Origin of the sequence: Cytobacillus sp. FSL R5-0377 (genome assembly GCF_038004385.1) — a bacterium.
In the GTDB taxonomy this organism is placed as follows: domain Bacteria; phylum Bacillota; class Bacilli; order Bacillales; family Cytobacillaceae; genus Cytobacillus.
Window position 1 is genome coordinate 1,423,744 of sequence record NZ_JBBORA010000001.1, and the last position, 13,699, is coordinate 1,437,442.

The following is a 13,699-nucleotide window of genomic DNA, read 5'->3' on the forward strand; positions in this document are numbered from 1 at the left end:
TTTTTTCATTCTATAAAAAAAGATAGGTTAAGTCTACTTATTTTTCAAAATTATTTAAATATAGTAAACATTATATAATTTTCAGTGCAATTTAATAAGGAAAATTAACATATCCTACTAATAGTTATGAAAATATTGGACATTCATGACGTTTTTCTGATTACAGCACTTTGATGCTATAACAATTTGACGCATTGCCATGAAAAAGCAAATATAAAGCCGGCCCTGTAAACAGAGCCGGCTTTTAGCCTATTTTTCAAGCTGCTGAACCTGAAAAAGCTTATAATAATTGCCTTGTTTTTTCATTAATTCTTCATGGCTTCCCGCTTCAGAAATTTCACCATGCTCTACCAGAATAATTCTATCTGCATGTGTGATGGTTGAAAGGCGATGCGCCACGATAAAGGTCGTCCGGTCTTTAGCCAGCTTTTCCAATGCTTCCTGTATCAGATGTTCACTTTCCAGGTCAAGGGCTGATGTGGCTTCATCAAGGACAAGGATCGGCGGATTTTTCAGAAAGATTCTCGCAATGGCAATTCGCTGCTTCTGCCCTCCCGACAGTTTGACACCGCGCTCGCCAACCTTGGTATCATATCCTTCCGGCAAATTCATAATAAATTCGTGGGCATTTGCAGCCTTGGCTGCCTCGATTACTTCCTCTTCAGCGGCATTGGGTTTGCCGAGAAGAATGTTTGTTTTAACCGATTCACTGAACAAAATATTATCCTGAAGGACCATCCCGATTTTATCCCGGAGGCTTCTAACTTTAAACGAACGGATATCACTGCCGTCAAGCAGAATTCTCCCTTCATTCACATCGTAAAAACGCGGAATCAGCCCTACCAAAGAGGACTTCCCTCCTCCACTCATCCCTACAAGGGCAATCGTTTCCCCTGCCGATACATCAAGGCTGATTTCCTTTAAAACCGGAGGCTCATTCTCATTGTAAGAAAAGCTGACTTCTTCAAATTGAATATGCCCTTTAACATCCCTGCATTCTATGGCATCTGGTGAATCGTCAATATCATATTTCTCATCAATTAACTCAAATACCCGGTCCATGGATGCGATTGATTGGGTTAAGGTGGTGGATGAGTTAACAAGCCTTCTAAGCGGGCCATACAATCTATCTATATAAGCGACAAATGCCATCATCACACCCAGGGAGATTTCCCCCTGAATAACCTGATATCCTGAATATCCAATGACCAAAAGCGGTGAAATATCCGTAATAGTGTTAACAACCGCAAATGCCTTTGCATTCCATTTCGTATGGTCGATCGCTTTTGTCAGGAAATTCTTATTTTGCGCATCAAATTGGGTTTGCTCATAATCCTCAATGGCAAAGCTTTTAACAACTGCCATCCCCTGAACACGTTCATGAAGATAGCCCTGTACCTCTGCAAGAGCCTGTGACCGTGCTCTAGTCAGCTTTCTGAGATTCCCAAAAAAGTATTTGACCGAGAAAGCGTAGAACGGAAATAAAAGCAATGATACGATCGTCAGGCTAACATCCATTTTCAGCATAATCGCAATTGCTATTAAAATGGTTGCCACATCAAGCCATAAATTCATTAACCCGGTCACGATGAAGGTCTTAGTCTGCTCCACATCATTTATTACCCTGGAGATAACTTCGCCTGTTCTTGTATTCGCATAGAATCTGAAGCTTAACTTCTGAATGTGGGTAAACAGCCTGTCCCGGATATCATATAAAATTTTGCTTGCTACCCACTGGGCAAAATATTGGCGGTAATACTCTATTGGCGGGCGGGCAATGACAAATATAGCAATCATCACACCCATAACCATTAACAGTGTACTCGTCTTATCGCTCTGGCTTAATGCTTCATTGCCAATAATATCATCTATTACATACTTAATCAGAAGCGGAATCAAAAGCGGAATGGCAAACTTAATGATGCCTATTATGATGGTTCCGATAATCTGAAGCCGATACGGCTTAACGAAACTTAAATATCTTTTTATACTGTCCAACCGGATCGCCCCCTCTCTGTCTCATTCCCAGTTATTTTCTTAAACTTACCCCTAAAATCCCGCAATCATGCAGATTCAGCGCAAAATAAAAACCTGCTGACTCAAGGTCCAACAGGCGTTTTTTTCGGCATTCAGCCCTTTTTTAGCGTCTGTAAGTAAGATAACGTTCATACCATATATCAATAAAGTCGGGTGCAAAAGGACCTTTTCTCTGACGGATCCAATGGATGAGATTGTCCACATTTGATTTAAGAATACTGTCAATCACATCGGGATAATTCATTTCCTGACGATGCCGTTCGTACTCGTCTTCGTCAAGCAAATTGAATGTCATGTCCGGATATACTTTGATATCAAGATCATAATCAATATACTTTAACGCTTCTCCATCAAAAATAAATGGTGAACTAATATTACAATAATAATAAACACCATCTTCCCGAATCATTCCAATCACATTAAACCAGTGCTGGGAATGAAAATAACAAATGGCTGGCTCTCTGGTCACCCAAGTTCTTCCGTCAGATTCTGTTACGATTGTCCGGTCATTTCCGCCAATCACTAAATTCTGTGTCCCTTTTAGTACGGTTGTTTCCTCCCAGACGCGGTGGATATGCCCATTATGTTTATAGCTGTGTATTTGCATTGGTTCGCCTTCGATGGGTACCGCCATTCTTTTTCCCCTACTTTCCTTCCGGAAGCTTTGCAACCTGATAATACTTTTTTGGCGCCTTGAATAGGCTTCCTCCCCTTCATGCCTGCGCACAACTGCACAGCATGACTCAATAATATCCAAAAGAAAAAGGCAACAAAGTACGATTCCTGTTTTCTACTATTATAACGGTAAAAGGAAATTTTTAAAACAAAGAGCCATTGAAATGTATCAACGGCTGTAAAAAAAGGATATAATGGCTTATTTTATAGGTTTTGAAGACAACGAAAGATTATAGAGAGTTTATCTTTAAACGGTTACATTTACTTTCTGATAGGAGCGGATGACCTCTTCTGTCTGCTGCTCAAAAATACGATGAATTTGTTTGAGCTCTTCTTTCATTCTTATTATTTCATACTGTACGCTTTCCAGCTCGGTTTCCTGCTGAATTGCTTTTAATTCCTCTTCAATCTCCTGGCAGCGCTCTAGTTCACTCTGAAGATACAGAAGCTTTTCCATTGTTTTCATCTGTTCTGAAACTAAACTGTTAAAGTTCTCCATGTTTGTTCCACCGTCCCCATTATTTTTCCTACCCTATAATTTCGCTGTACCTTTTTTTAACCCTTTGACTAGTTATGTTGACTTTATGGAAGTTTTGTCGAAGGTGCAGAGAAAAATACATGGGACGATTTAGACAATAAAAGAAGCCGCCCTTTCCATTAAAAAGGCGGCTTCTTTCTTTAAATGTTATTAGCGGCTTTGTTTGCCTGCATTTTGACCTTTGCGAGCTTCAGCTTGCTGGTTTTGCTGTCTTACTTCAGCAGCATTTGTTTCGCTGGCAAATTCAGTACCGAATTGGCCTTGGCCAGCAGATTGTGCGTTTTGTTGTCTCACTTCTTGAACGTTAGTTCCAGCTTGAGTTTGGTTTGGTTGTTTAGCCATGATTATCACCTCCACGCTCATTAATTTAACCGGGAGGGGAGGAAACTATCCAACTTTTTAACAAACCAAAAATATCCATTTATTTAAACAAGCAGAGAAATGCCTCCATCCACAATAATCGTCTGGCCGCGGATCATACTGGACTCCTCACCTAACAAGAACATAACCGTATTCACCATATCTTCAATTTCAACCATGCGTCCTGCAGGGGTTTTGGTCTTAGCTTCTTCTAAAAGCTCTGCACGGTTAGGGAAATGCTTTAAAGCTTCTGTATCCACTGCACCGCCGGAAACAGCGTTTACGACGATATTCTTAGAGGCCAGCTCCACAGCAAGGTATCGTGTTAATGCTTCTAAAGCTGCCTTGGAAACCCCAACAGTTGTATAGTTTTCCAGATAGCGGATCGACCCGAGCGAGCTGATGCTTACGATTTTTCCGCCTCCGCTTTTCTCCATTAGCTTTGCGGCTTCCTGACCGCAGAAAAGCAGAGCTTTGCTGTTAATATTCATTGTCCAGTCCCAATGGGATTCTTCCAGTTCCATTACCGGACGCAGAACCCCGGAAGCTGCATTGTTGACAAACACATCAAGCCTTCCAAATTCACGGTCAATCTCCGCGAAAAGGCCTTTAATTTTCTCTACATCCCCCACATTTGCTTTAACAACGAGAGCTTTTCTTCCAAGCGCCTCAATTTCGGCTGCTGTTTCATTTGCTGCTGATTTGCTGCGTGCGTAATTGATGACAATATCATAGCCTTCTTTAGCAAGCCTGATGGCTGTTGCCTTTCCAATTCCTCTGCTGCTTCCTGTAACCAGTGCTACTTTTTGTGTCATGATCCATTTCCTTTCTGTTATGTATTTCTGTTGTTTAGGGATTATTATCCCGGGAATTTATAAGCAAACAACTTACCGATTTCATTTTAGCTTTTTCCATGTATATAAGGCAATTCGAATTAAAACACTATTTGTAATCCAATTGAGGAAAGGAAGATGGCAAATGTTTGTCGGACGTGATATGACAGAGCTTTCCATGATGTCAAAATCGGACTGGAAGGACAGTGAGCTTGCTTTTTACCATCATTCGTTTCAGCAGATCATGCCTTATTTAAATGCTGAGGGTCAAACCATCCATAGGGAAATTATTGAAGAAATAGAAAACCGGGGCGGCCTGAAAAGACAGGAAGCCGATTATACTCACGGAACCAGGGTCAGCTTTGATTAGTTTTAAGGGGAAAAGGGGAAAGTTCCCCTTTTCTATGTTCTGCTTTCCAAATATTGCTTCCAGATTTTCTGATGGGAAACCGGAAATGGAAATTCCTTTATTTCTTCAAGGGTAACTAATCTCAAATCGTTTCTTTCCTCTTCAATTTTGATTAATTTTCCTTTATAAACATTTATGTTCCATGTCAAATGGGAAAATACGTGTTCGATCTGACCTGTCATATCCTGTATATCCACATTGGCGCCATATTGCGTGCTGAACACATCTTTCATCTGCTCTTTGTCGCTTACATAAGCAATATTAATCTCTGCCATGGGAAATTCCCAGAGATTAGCAAGCAGGCCTTTGCCGGGTCTTTTGTGTATCAGCACCCTGTCTTGATCATCCATTAGGACCGCTGCTGCCAGCTGCACATTTCTTTGCTTTTTGGTTTTTGTTTTTACGGGCAGCTCCTGCTGAGTCCCTTCATAAAACGCAGTACAATGTTCTCTCACCGGGCATAATAAGCAGGAAGGAGAAGTTGGTGTACATATTAATGCGCCAAGCTCCATAAGCGCCTGGTTGAAATAGGAAGGATTTTCATGTGAAATTAATGTGCGGACAGAAGACTCAAAGATTTTCCTGGAAGATGGCTTGGCGATATCTTCCCAAATGGACAGGATGCGCGAAAGGACACGCATTACATTGCCGTCCACAGCCGGTTCAGGTATGCCGTACGCAATACTGAGAATGGCTCCTGCAGTATAGGGCCCTACTCCTTTTAAGGAAGAGATCTCTTTTGGCGTATCAGGAACTTTGCCGCCATATTTTTCATGAACCTCTCTGACGGCAGCCTGGAGATTTCTTGCCCGTGAATAATAGCCCAGACCCTCCCAGGCTTTTAAAACCTTTTCTTCGTCTGCTTCAGAAAGATCCTTGATGGTCGGAAACTGTTCAATAAAACGGAGGAAATATGGAATGACAGTATCCACCCTCGTTTGCTGGAGCATGATCTCGGAGACCCAGACTTTGTACGGATCCTGATCCTTTCTCCAGGGCAAATCCCTTTGCTCGGCTTCGAACCATCTGAGCAAATCATCCTGAAATCCTTTTATATCTGTTGATTCGATTGTATTTTGACTAACTTCTTTCAATTTTTTATTCCTCCTGATGTTAAACAATCGGAAAATATGGGAATATATTAGTACAGTCGCTGCATGAATCATAAGTGAACATTTTGCTCCAACTTTTGCGACACCTTTAAAGGTACCCATATTCAGCTGTGAATACAAGAGTTTTGTTAGTACACTTTAATTAGGTAACCCCCAAATATAACTAGCCTCACATAAGAATTGTTACCAAGGAAGGAGGTATTTCCTCTTGGATACCGGCACACATGTCGTGATGGGCCTGGCGATTGGCGGCATTGCCACTCTTGATCCCGTTGTTGCAGAGAGTTCTGCTACAGCAACCAGTGTCATGATTGGGGCCATCGTCGGTTCACAAATACCTGATATAGATACTGTCTTAAAATTAAGAAATAATGCCGTTTATATTCGCAATCACAGGGGAATTACCCATTCCATACCAGCTGTACTGCTTTGGCCTCTTGTCATCCTTGCAGTGGTTTATCCGTTTTTTCCGTCAGCTAATTTGCTTCATTTATGGCTATGGACTTTTTTAGCTGTCTTCCTGCATGTTTTCGTAGATATATTTAATGCATATGGAACACAGGCGCTCAGGCCCTTTTCATCTAAATGGGTAGCACTGGGGATTATTAACACATTTGATCCATTCATCTTTGGGATCCATGTAGCAGGATTATTTATATGGGCATTCGGTGCCCATCCCGGTTATACCTTTTTAATCATTTATGGCATTATTTTTGTTTATTACCTTCTGCGGTTTGCAGCCCAGAGAAGTGTAAAAAATGCCGTCAAGGTTATGATACCGGATGCCACTGACATCATCATTGCCCCAACCATGAGATTTAATCAATGGCGTGTGGCGGTGATGAGCAGGCAGCAGTTTTTTGTCGGGCGCGCAGTTAAGAATCATGTACGGATACTCGATCAATTTAATCGCGTTCCGGTTCCCGAGACACCTGTTATAGAAGCCGCAAAGAATGATAAGAATTTATCTGCCTTCCTATCCTTCTCACCGGTTTACCGCTGGGAAGTGGATGAATATGATGACTATTACGAAGTTCGTTTCATTGACCTCCGCTATCGGAGCAATGGACATTATCCATTTGTCGCTGTGGTCCAGCTCGATCGGGACCTTAACATTCAATCATCCTATACAGGCTGGATTTTCAGCGAGGAAAAGCTTCGAAAAAAACTGGATATACTCCCCGGCTAATGAAAACAGGCTGCTTCAATTGGCAGCCTGTTTTTAATTTAGCTTATTTTTATCCTGCTCAAGCAAATGCTTGTATTTAGGATTATTGGCAACAAATTCATGGAGCCTGGCTCCATAATTTTCTACCCATTGCCTTACAATCCTTTCTGTCATTTCAGCACCTTTGTATTGTCTTCCAGCCTTGGCATAAGTCGCTTCGAAATCTTCCCAGAGCAGTTCAATCCATGTCCTTGCCTGATTTGCTGAAAGCATATTATTCTTTTCCAATAAAAGTTCATACAGCTTTTGCTGGTACTCATTCATAAAAATCACCTCTTTACCATTTATTAATACCTTTATTCCTTCATAGCCTTCCGTAAAGTACAAATAATAGTAGTACGTGATTGGCTAAAGCTTGTCACGCTCTTATTCCGGTTTAGGAGGCTTGTTATGCGCAATAAAGCGAGAAATTTTCCAAATCAGAACAATATTAAATTGGAGGGGGAGCCGCGGGCCAAAGCAGAGTATGCTTCACGCCGGGCAGATGGCACAATTAACACGCACCCTCAGGAACGAATGAAAGCTTCATCAAACCGCGAAAGTGACACACCAGAATTTTAAAATACTGGGAGGCTTGGTTATGGGAAACAGCAAAAACTTTTTTGGAGATAATCCTTATTCCAGTCCATTTACTTCACCGCACTTTAGGCCAAAACGCGCACATTCACAAGTAAATGGCGAGACCCAGCAAACTCAAGACCTCATTATTTTAAAACGGCAGATTCGCAAAAATTCTTAAAGGAAGCTTCAATCAGAGGGTTTTCGCCCTCTGATTGTTAATTATTCTTTTTTCTCTACTTTTTTTAGCATGGATATAGGCAGAGCCTCTTCCCCTTTGCTTCCATTCAGCCGGAATCCCCAGGCAAATACGCCATTCATATAGTCAATTTTAAAGTAAACTCCTGGATCCCCGTCAATTTCATAAATTTCACCGGGCTCGAAATCATCCGGATTGAGCAGGTAGGATTTCGCCATTATGGCTTTGCGTTCAAGCACGGCAAACTCATTTACCATGCCCATCTGTTCAGCTTTCCTTGCTTTTTCATTCAAACTGGCAATTTCCTGCTGAAGCTCATAGGTAGACATTGTACTGTATCTTTTATCCTGCATATTAATCCCTCTTACTTTCTCTATTGAAGATACCATCTTGGTTAATACTTGATTTTGTTTAGTCTATTAATCATAACCGTTGATTTACGCTCCAGGCACTCAGCAAACCATGGGGCTACCGGGAGCCTCCTCGACGCTCCTGAGTCTGCGGGGTCTCCCCTGGTTCGCTACTCCAGTAGGACGTTGAGTAAGCTTCCTTGAGGACACATCGCACGAAGAAAATGCGTATGTATTTTCGAGGATCTCGCACCTTCCGCTCCAATCAACTCAGTAATCAAATATTTACATTGCGGGCTTTTAAACCACACACTCCTAAGTATATGAGAAAATGAGCGATTAGAAAAGGCCGCTGCATCCGTTTTGATGCTTTTCGCATGTATTGGACTTTTTTGCTAAGATGATGATTATAAGACGTTTCAAAGGAGGATTCAAATGAAGTCAGTCATCATTACCGGAGCGGGGTCGGGTTTGGGAAAAGAGCTTGCTTTATTATTTGCCAGACAGGGATTACATACTATTTTAACAGGCAGGACATTGGACAAGCTGGAGAGCGTAGAACAGGAAATCCGTGAGGCCGGCGGAAGCGCTGAAGTCCATACATTAGATATCACCAAAACCAAAGAGATCAGCAAATTAATGACACAAATTCAGGATCATGAACTCTATGGGCTTTTAAACAATGCCGGGGTTGGGCATTTCGGGCCTTTTAACAGCCTTTCAGAGCAGGACATTCAGGAAATGTTTGACACTAACACGCTGGGCACTATTCATATGACACAGGCTATTCTGCCCTTTTTAAAAGAAAAGAATGAAGGCCTGCTGATGAATATCATTTCGACCGCGGGCTTAAAAGGGAAAGTTAATGAATCTGTGTATGTGGCAAGCAAATTTGCTGTAAGAGGATTTACCGAGAGCCTTCAGAAGGAGCTGGAGAACACAAATATTAAAGTTAAAGCTGTTTATATGGGCGGAATGGACACCCCTTTCTGGGATGAAAGCGACCATATCAAGGACAAATCGAGGCTTCGCTCTCCTAAAGAAGTGGCAGAAATGATTCTTGATCATATGGAAGATGATTCAATTGTCATCGAATCAAAAAAATAACACATGGTCCTCCATGTGTTATTCTTCTTCACTTAAAAATTGCTCTATCAGGTCAAAAGTAAAACCTTTTCTGAATAAAGCCTGCTTCATTTTTTGAGTATATTCGAACTCAGGAAGACCTGCATATTTTTTCTTTGCTTTTTCCGCCTGGAACCTCAGGGCAGCCAGTTCTTCATCCTCTTCTTTATCAATCTCCGTTTCAGATACAGCTTCTTGAATGATGTCAAAATCAAAGCCTTTACGCATTAACATCTGTTCCAGCTTTTGCTTAAGGATTTTGGATGAATCACGGGCATATTTCTTTGAATACTTTTCACACAGCCTTATGGCGGCAGATAATTCAGCATTCCTTGGATATTCTTCTAACGCCTGTTCGATTAATTGAGGGGAAATCCCTTTCTCCTTCAGCTCCGTGCGGATCAGCCCTTTCCCTTTATCTGAAGTGTTCATTTGGGTACGCACAAAAGCGGCTGCAAATTCTTCATCGTTTAAAAAATGGTAATCATACAATTTGTGGATAACTTCCTGAATAACCGGTTCTTCCACTTCTTTTTCAGCTAGATGTTTGCGGACTTCGGTTTCTGAGCGCATTCTTCTGGATAAATAATGAATAGCCCTGTTATAGGCTTTCCGGATATCATCCTGGTAGCCAATCTCATTTAAAGAGAATTCATCTAGCTCCATTCCCTTTTTGAGCTGATGCTTAATTAAAACATCTTCATCCACACTAAATGCATATTCTTCACCTTTCCCATAATCCATATATATATTATAGCGGTCTTTGCTTTTTTTCTGGACAGTGATCTTCGTAATAGTCGGCATTTTCTCCACCTCTTATCTTAAATGTAACACATCCAAAAAAGGATTTTGAAAGAAAACGTCGTAAAATGTAGCAAAGTATGACACATGAAAGGGGAATCTCCCATGAGAATTGCCATCACCGGCGGAACTGGCTTTGTTGGAAGCGCCTTGGTTAAACAATTGCTGGAAAAGAAACATGAACTATTCATTCTTACAAGAAATACAGCTGATAAAAAGGCTTCTAAAAACTTGAATTATGTTCAATGGCTGAGCGATGATGACTCGCCTGAGGATGCTCTCGAAGGCATTGACGTGTTTATCAACCTGGCTGGTGAGTCTATTAACAGCGGAAGATGGACAGAGGTACGCAAAAAGCGGATAGTAAACAGCCGCATTACAGCCACCAGGGAAGTTCTCCGCATTATTAGCCGCCTGGAAGAAAAGCCGTACACCTTAATCAATGCCAGTGCCGTCGGCTACTATGGCATATCCCGAAATGAAACCTTTACTGAGGACACCAGAAAAAGCGGCACTGATTTTTTAGCTGAAACAGTAAGACGCTGGGAAGAAGAAGCCTCTAAAGCAGAAGCATTTGAAGTCCGGACCCTTTTCTGCAGGTTTGGAATCATTCTCGAAAAGAACGATGGTGCCCTTCCCCGTATGGCCCTTCCTTACAAATTATTTGCCGGAGGGCCTGTTGGAACAGGTGAGCAATGGGTTTCCTGGATTCATTTAGATGATGTTGTAAACGGAATCCTGTTTTCCATAGAACACGAGCAGCTTCAAGGTCCCGTTAATTTTACATCCCCAAATCCCCTGACAATGAACGAATTTGGAAAAACACTTGGTGAGGTTCTTAATCGTCCGCACTGGATGCCCGCTCCCGCTTTTGCTCTAAAAATTGCTCTCGGGGAGATGAGTACCCTGGTATTAGAAGGGCAAAAAGTGCTTCCCGAAAAATTGCAGGCATCCGGTTACAATTTCTTATATCCTGATCTAATGTCTGCCCTAAGGAATATTTATTAATGAAATTTGTATCATTTTTGTCAAATAAGGGAAAAATAAGGGAAGTGTGTACCCTTATTTTGAAAGGATGATGTAAAGTGGATAAAAAGAAAAAAGACAAATCCAAAAGCACCTTATCAAGCATGCAGGAAGTAACCTATTCAAGAGAATTCAAGCGGGCTGACAAAGCTGGCGGATTTGCAGGCAGACAGCCTAGACATTAATTTCCACTCATACCGCCCTGATCTATGGTACATGATAAAGGTACGGAAACATCTGAGTTTCCGTACCTTTATTGCTGAAAGGGGTTATTTACAATGGGCCGTGCACATGGACATAAAACTCGTGATAAAAACAAAGCATCACTTCCACAAGTACCTAAAAGCATGAAATCTGACGGCATTGACGTAGAATTTAACCGCGAACTCGCCGATCAAGAAGATCTCGAGGCAATGGCACGTTCCAATGCTGCCAATCAGCGAGCATATAGCCGAAAAAAGCGCTAGCTCAAAGGTAAAAAAGAAGCAGGAGCATCAGGTTCCTGCTTCTTTCATTTTCACGTTAATGAGTGTGTGCTTCTCTTTTACCTATGCCGTGTCCGCCTTTCTTCATTGTCTTAATATATGGGATGGCGAATCTGTCAATCCCCCAGCAGTAAGCGCCTGCACCTGTGAATAGAAGGATGATTGCTGCTGTATATAGTATCGGGTTAGTGCTTGTTGTTCCTGCTAATAAGAAGTTTAGATTCATGAAAGCTGCTGCAACTAAAGCCGGAATGGTCGCAGCTCCAAGGATAAGTCCAATCCCGACAAGAACTTCGCCCCATGCCACCAGAGTGCTGAATAGATCCGCGTTTGGCAGTGCTACATTTTTAAGGAATCCCGCATACCAGCCCTGCACTGCAGGATGATCGCCGGCGGCATTAGCAATGGCCCCCTGTATGAACCCGCCTGCATTAAAACCGTCTGCTACCTTATGCCACCCTGCTTCAAGCCATTGTATGCCAAGCCACACTCTTAATACTGTCCACACCATTGCTGCCTGAGGAGTTTTCCACCATTTCATTGTAATCATCTCCATAATATTAATGTGAAATTCTTCACATGATTTCTTAAAATTTTCCCTCCTGGGTATTTTAAAAGCCGGCCAGCTCTTGGGAAGAAAGCATTCTTAGTGAATTTATTTGTGAAATACTTCACTAACTTTCCTCACTTATAATATACTCCATCCTCCCTCTTTCCGCAATATACTTCACCAATTCTTCACAAATATTGGGCCGTGCCCAAACAGGCCGTTTTCATCCTCACAAAGCGGGAATAGGTAGAGAGTACTGTGTAAATTATCGCTTTACTAAAGGAGGACCTTTGACATATGCTCGAAAACTTATTGAAAGACCTTATTTCCATTAACAGCTCTTCAAAGGAGGGAGCAAACCAGGCCATTGAATATTGCCACCAATGGCTGTCGGGACATGACCTCCCTTCCAGAATCATCGAAAACAATGGCTATAAAATGGCTGTCTGTGAAATTGGAAGCGGTGATCGGACCGTTATTTTCAACGGACATGTGGATGTTGTATCAGGAAAAGAAGAACAATTCATCCCTGCAGAAATCCGCGATAAGATTTATGGCCGGGGCGCTGCGGATATGAAAGCAGGAGTTGCCGCTATGATGTGTGCGGTAAAAGAGCTCAAAAATATGCCTATTGGCGTAAAAATTCAGCTTCAAATTGTTTCAGATGAAGAAATCGGCGGCTTTAATTGTTCCGGGTATCTGGCAGAACAGGGATATCGCGGCGATTTTGTCATTTGCTCTGAACCTACTCAGCTTGGAATTGCACTCGAAGCCAAGGGGGTAATCAGGCTTGACATAGAAATAGAAGGAGATCCAGCCCACGGAAGCCGCCCTTGGGAAGGAATCAATGCTATAGAAAAGGCTTTTGAAGTACATCAGAAATTATTAGAATTGCCTTTTGCAAAGGAATCATCGGAATTTTTCCCACATCCTTCAATTAATCTGGCGAAAATAAACGGAGGTGATGTTTATAATAAGGTGCCTGAAAAATGTGTAATGTCTTATGATATCCGCTATTTGCCCCAGCAGAATCATGAAGAGATCATCAAACAAATTGAGGATATCACAGATGGGGAAATTATCATGAATATGTTCTCAAAGCCGCTTGTAACAGAAAGAGATAATCCTTTCATCCTGATGCTTGAACCCATTGTGGAAAAGTACACCGAAGATAAAGCTGTTTTCTTTGGCCAGCATGGGTCCGCGGATACTGTTTTCTTTGCCAATTACGGGATACCAGCTATTGAATTTGGCCCAACAGGCATGAACTGGCACGGTGATAAGGAATACGTCCTTCCGCATTCCATTCATTTATATGAAAAAATGCTGATCGGCTTTGCTATGAAATTTTCAAATTAAGAGGCTTTTTTGATGTGAACAGTCTCCCAATATGGTAAATTTTTGACTATATGA

Annotated in this window: 19 protein-coding genes; 9 read left to right on the top strand and 10 right to left on the bottom strand. The window is 41.8% G+C overall.

From position 1 onward, the window contains the following. Window positions 1-249 precede the first annotated feature (249 nt). The 5 genes from NSQ49_RS07155 to fabL form a co-directional block, all read right to left on the bottom strand. Window positions 250-1,998, bottom strand: a complete 1,749-nt coding sequence (locus NSQ49_RS07155; protein ID WP_251283178.1) for an ABC transporter ATP-binding protein — start codon at window positions 1,996-1,998, stop codon at window positions 250-252. A 142-nt stretch (window positions 1,999-2,140) separates the two neighbouring features. Continuing rightward, on the bottom strand, window positions 2,141-2,671 hold the full coding sequence (gene ntdP / locus NSQ49_RS07160; RefSeq protein WP_009335840.1) for a nucleoside tri-diphosphate phosphatase: 531 nt from the start codon (window positions 2,669-2,671) through the stop codon (window positions 2,141-2,143). 288 nt (window positions 2,672-2,959) lie between these two features. Next, window positions 2,960-3,211 (bottom strand): YgaB family protein, encoded by a 252-nt coding sequence (locus tag NSQ49_RS07165; protein ID WP_159861903.1) that lies wholly within the window; start codon window positions 3,209-3,211, stop codon window positions 2,960-2,962. A gap of 189 nt (window positions 3,212-3,400) precedes the next feature. Beyond that, window positions 3,401-3,592 carry a gamma-type small acid-soluble spore protein gene (locus NSQ49_RS07170; protein ID WP_009335838.1) on the bottom strand — a complete coding sequence of 64 codons (192 nt, stop codon included), beginning with the start codon at window positions 3,590-3,592 and terminating at the stop codon, window positions 3,401-3,403. 83 nt (window positions 3,593-3,675) lie between these two features. After that, entirely contained in the window at window positions 3,676-4,425 is a 750-nt protein-coding gene (gene fabL / locus NSQ49_RS07175; RefSeq protein ID WP_159861904.1) for an enoyl-[acyl-carrier-protein] reductase FabL, read from the bottom strand. A 163-nt stretch (window positions 4,426-4,588) separates the two neighbouring features. On the opposite strand from fabL, the gene NSQ49_RS07180 reads away from it, so the two are divergent. Continuing rightward, window positions 4,589-4,813 carry a hypothetical protein gene (locus NSQ49_RS07180; RefSeq protein WP_159861905.1) on the top strand — a complete coding sequence of 75 codons (225 nt, stop codon included), beginning with the start codon at window positions 4,589-4,591 and terminating at the stop codon, window positions 4,811-4,813. Between the two features lie 32 nt (window positions 4,814-4,845). Here NSQ49_RS07180 and mutY read toward each other — a convergent pair whose 3' ends face one another. After that, on the bottom strand, window positions 4,846-5,946 hold the full coding sequence (gene mutY / locus NSQ49_RS07185) for an A/G-specific adenine glycosylase (protein ID WP_251283179.1): 1,101 nt from the start codon (window positions 5,944-5,946) through the stop codon (window positions 4,846-4,848). Between the two features lie 226 nt (window positions 5,947-6,172). Between mutY and NSQ49_RS07190 the strand changes: the two genes are divergently transcribed. Next, the gene (locus tag NSQ49_RS07190; protein ID WP_159861907.1) at window positions 6,173-7,153 is read left to right on the top strand and encodes a metal-dependent hydrolase; all 981 of its coding nucleotides are present in this window, start codon (window positions 6,173-6,175) and stop codon (window positions 7,151-7,153) included. Between the two features lie 33 nt (window positions 7,154-7,186). On the opposite strand, the gene NSQ49_RS07195 is transcribed toward NSQ49_RS07190, so the two are convergent. Next, window positions 7,187-7,456: a YfhJ family protein gene (locus NSQ49_RS07195; protein WP_159861908.1), complete on the bottom strand. Its 270-nt coding sequence runs from the start codon at window positions 7,454-7,456 to the stop codon at window positions 7,187-7,189. A gap of 126 nt (window positions 7,457-7,582) precedes the next feature. On the opposite strand from NSQ49_RS07195, the gene NSQ49_RS07200 reads away from it, so the two are divergent. Then, on the top strand, window positions 7,583-7,753 hold the full coding sequence (locus NSQ49_RS07200; protein WP_035326564.1) for a small, acid-soluble spore protein K: 171 nt from the start codon (window positions 7,583-7,585) through the stop codon (window positions 7,751-7,753). A 19-nt stretch (window positions 7,754-7,772) separates the two neighbouring features. Next, window positions 7,773-7,931 (top strand): YpzG family protein, encoded by a 159-nt coding sequence (locus NSQ49_RS07205; RefSeq protein WP_009335831.1) that lies wholly within the window; start codon window positions 7,773-7,775, stop codon window positions 7,929-7,931. A gap of 41 nt (window positions 7,932-7,972) precedes the next feature. Here the strand turns inward: NSQ49_RS07205 and NSQ49_RS07210 are convergent, their stop codons facing one another. Next, complete coding sequence (locus NSQ49_RS07210; protein WP_251283180.1) at window positions 7,973-8,302, bottom strand: YfhH family protein; 330 nt, start codon at window positions 8,300-8,302, stop codon at window positions 7,973-7,975. A 432-nt stretch (window positions 8,303-8,734) separates the two neighbouring features. Here NSQ49_RS07210 and NSQ49_RS07215 point away from each other — a divergent pair, with 432 nt between their 5' ends. Further along, window positions 8,735-9,406: an SDR family NAD(P)-dependent oxidoreductase gene (locus NSQ49_RS07215; RefSeq protein ID WP_251283181.1), complete on the top strand. Its 672-nt coding sequence runs from the start codon at window positions 8,735-8,737 to the stop codon at window positions 9,404-9,406. A gap of 18 nt (window positions 9,407-9,424) precedes the next feature. Here NSQ49_RS07215 and recX read toward each other — a convergent pair whose 3' ends face one another. Next, entirely contained in the window at window positions 9,425-10,228 is an 804-nt protein-coding gene (gene recX, locus NSQ49_RS07220; RefSeq protein ID WP_251283182.1) for a recombination regulator RecX, read from the bottom strand. A 102-nt stretch (window positions 10,229-10,330) separates the two neighbouring features. On the opposite strand from recX, the gene NSQ49_RS07225 reads away from it, so the two are divergent. The 3 genes from NSQ49_RS07225 to NSQ49_RS07235 all read left to right on the top strand — a co-directional run bounded on the left by NSQ49_RS07225 (window position 10,331) and on the right by NSQ49_RS07235 (window position 11,718). Then, complete coding sequence (locus tag NSQ49_RS07225) at window positions 10,331-11,233, top strand: TIGR01777 family oxidoreductase (RefSeq protein ID WP_251283183.1); 903 nt, start codon at window positions 10,331-10,333, stop codon at window positions 11,231-11,233. A gap of 77 nt (window positions 11,234-11,310) precedes the next feature. Continuing rightward, entirely contained in the window at window positions 11,311-11,436 is a 126-nt protein-coding gene (locus NSQ49_RS07230) for a YfhE family protein (protein ID WP_159861913.1), read from the top strand. Window positions 11,437-11,529: 93 nt separating this feature from the next. After that, entirely contained in the window at window positions 11,530-11,718 is a 189-nt protein-coding gene (locus tag NSQ49_RS07235) for a YfhD family protein (protein WP_159861914.1), read from the top strand. Between the two features lie 55 nt (window positions 11,719-11,773). On the opposite strand, the gene NSQ49_RS07240 is transcribed toward NSQ49_RS07235, so the two are convergent. Then, window positions 11,774-12,277, bottom strand: a complete 504-nt coding sequence (locus tag NSQ49_RS07240; RefSeq protein WP_251283184.1) for a DoxX family protein — start codon at window positions 12,275-12,277, stop codon at window positions 11,774-11,776. A 306-nt stretch (window positions 12,278-12,583) separates the two neighbouring features. Here NSQ49_RS07240 and NSQ49_RS07245 point away from each other — a divergent pair, with 306 nt between their 5' ends. Further along, window positions 12,584-13,645: a M20 family metallopeptidase gene (locus NSQ49_RS07245; RefSeq protein WP_251283185.1), complete on the top strand. Its 1,062-nt coding sequence runs from the start codon at window positions 12,584-12,586 to the stop codon at window positions 13,643-13,645. Window positions 13,646-13,699: the final 54 nt, after the last annotated feature.

What these genes read in the sequence shown, in the direction of transcription:
- ntdP (WP_009335840.1), bottom strand. Translation starts at nt 2,671, where the DNA reads ATGGCGGTACCCATCGAAGGCGAACCAATGCAAATACACAGCTATAAA.
- NSQ49_RS07165 (WP_159861903.1), bottom strand. Translation starts at nt 3,211, where the DNA reads ATGGAGAACTTTAACAGTTTAGTTTCAGAACAGATGAAAACAATGGAA.
- NSQ49_RS07170 (WP_009335838.1), bottom strand. Translation starts at nt 3,592, where the DNA reads ATGGCTAAACAACCAAACCAAACTCAAGCTGGAACTAACGTTCAAGAA.
- fabL (WP_159861904.1), bottom strand. Translation starts at nt 4,425, where the DNA reads ATGACACAAAAAGTAGCACTGGTTACAGGAAGCAGCAGAGGAATTGGA.
- NSQ49_RS07180 (WP_159861905.1), top strand. Translation starts at nt 4,589, where the DNA reads ATGTTTGTCGGACGTGATATGACAGAGCTTTCCATGATGTCAAAATCG.
- NSQ49_RS07195 (WP_159861908.1), bottom strand. Translation starts at nt 7,456, where the DNA reads ATGAATGAGTACCAGCAAAAGCTGTATGAACTTTTATTGGAAAAGAAT.
- NSQ49_RS07200 (WP_035326564.1), top strand. Translation starts at nt 7,583, where the DNA reads ATGCGCAATAAAGCGAGAAATTTTCCAAATCAGAACAATATTAAATTG.
- NSQ49_RS07205 (WP_009335831.1), top strand. Translation starts at nt 7,773, where the DNA reads ATGGGAAACAGCAAAAACTTTTTTGGAGATAATCCTTATTCCAGTCCA.
- NSQ49_RS07210 (WP_251283180.1), bottom strand. Translation starts at nt 8,302, where the DNA reads ATGCAGGATAAAAGATACAGTACAATGTCTACCTATGAGCTTCAGCAG.
- NSQ49_RS07215 (WP_251283181.1), top strand. Translation starts at nt 8,735, where the DNA reads ATGAAGTCAGTCATCATTACCGGAGCGGGGTCGGGTTTGGGAAAAGAG.
- recX (WP_251283182.1), bottom strand. Translation starts at nt 10,228, where the DNA reads ATGCCGACTATTACGAAGATCACTGTCCAGAAAAAAAGCAAAGACCGC.
- NSQ49_RS07225 (WP_251283183.1), top strand. Translation starts at nt 10,331, where the DNA reads ATGAGAATTGCCATCACCGGCGGAACTGGCTTTGTTGGAAGCGCCTTG.
- NSQ49_RS07235 (WP_159861914.1), top strand. Translation starts at nt 11,530, where the DNA reads ATGGGCCGTGCACATGGACATAAAACTCGTGATAAAAACAAAGCATCA.
- NSQ49_RS07240 (WP_251283184.1), bottom strand. Translation starts at nt 12,277, where the DNA reads ATGAAATGGTGGAAAACTCCTCAGGCAGCAATGGTGTGGACAGTATTA.
- NSQ49_RS07245 (WP_251283185.1), top strand. Translation starts at nt 12,584, where the DNA reads ATGCTCGAAAACTTATTGAAAGACCTTATTTCCATTAACAGCTCTTCA.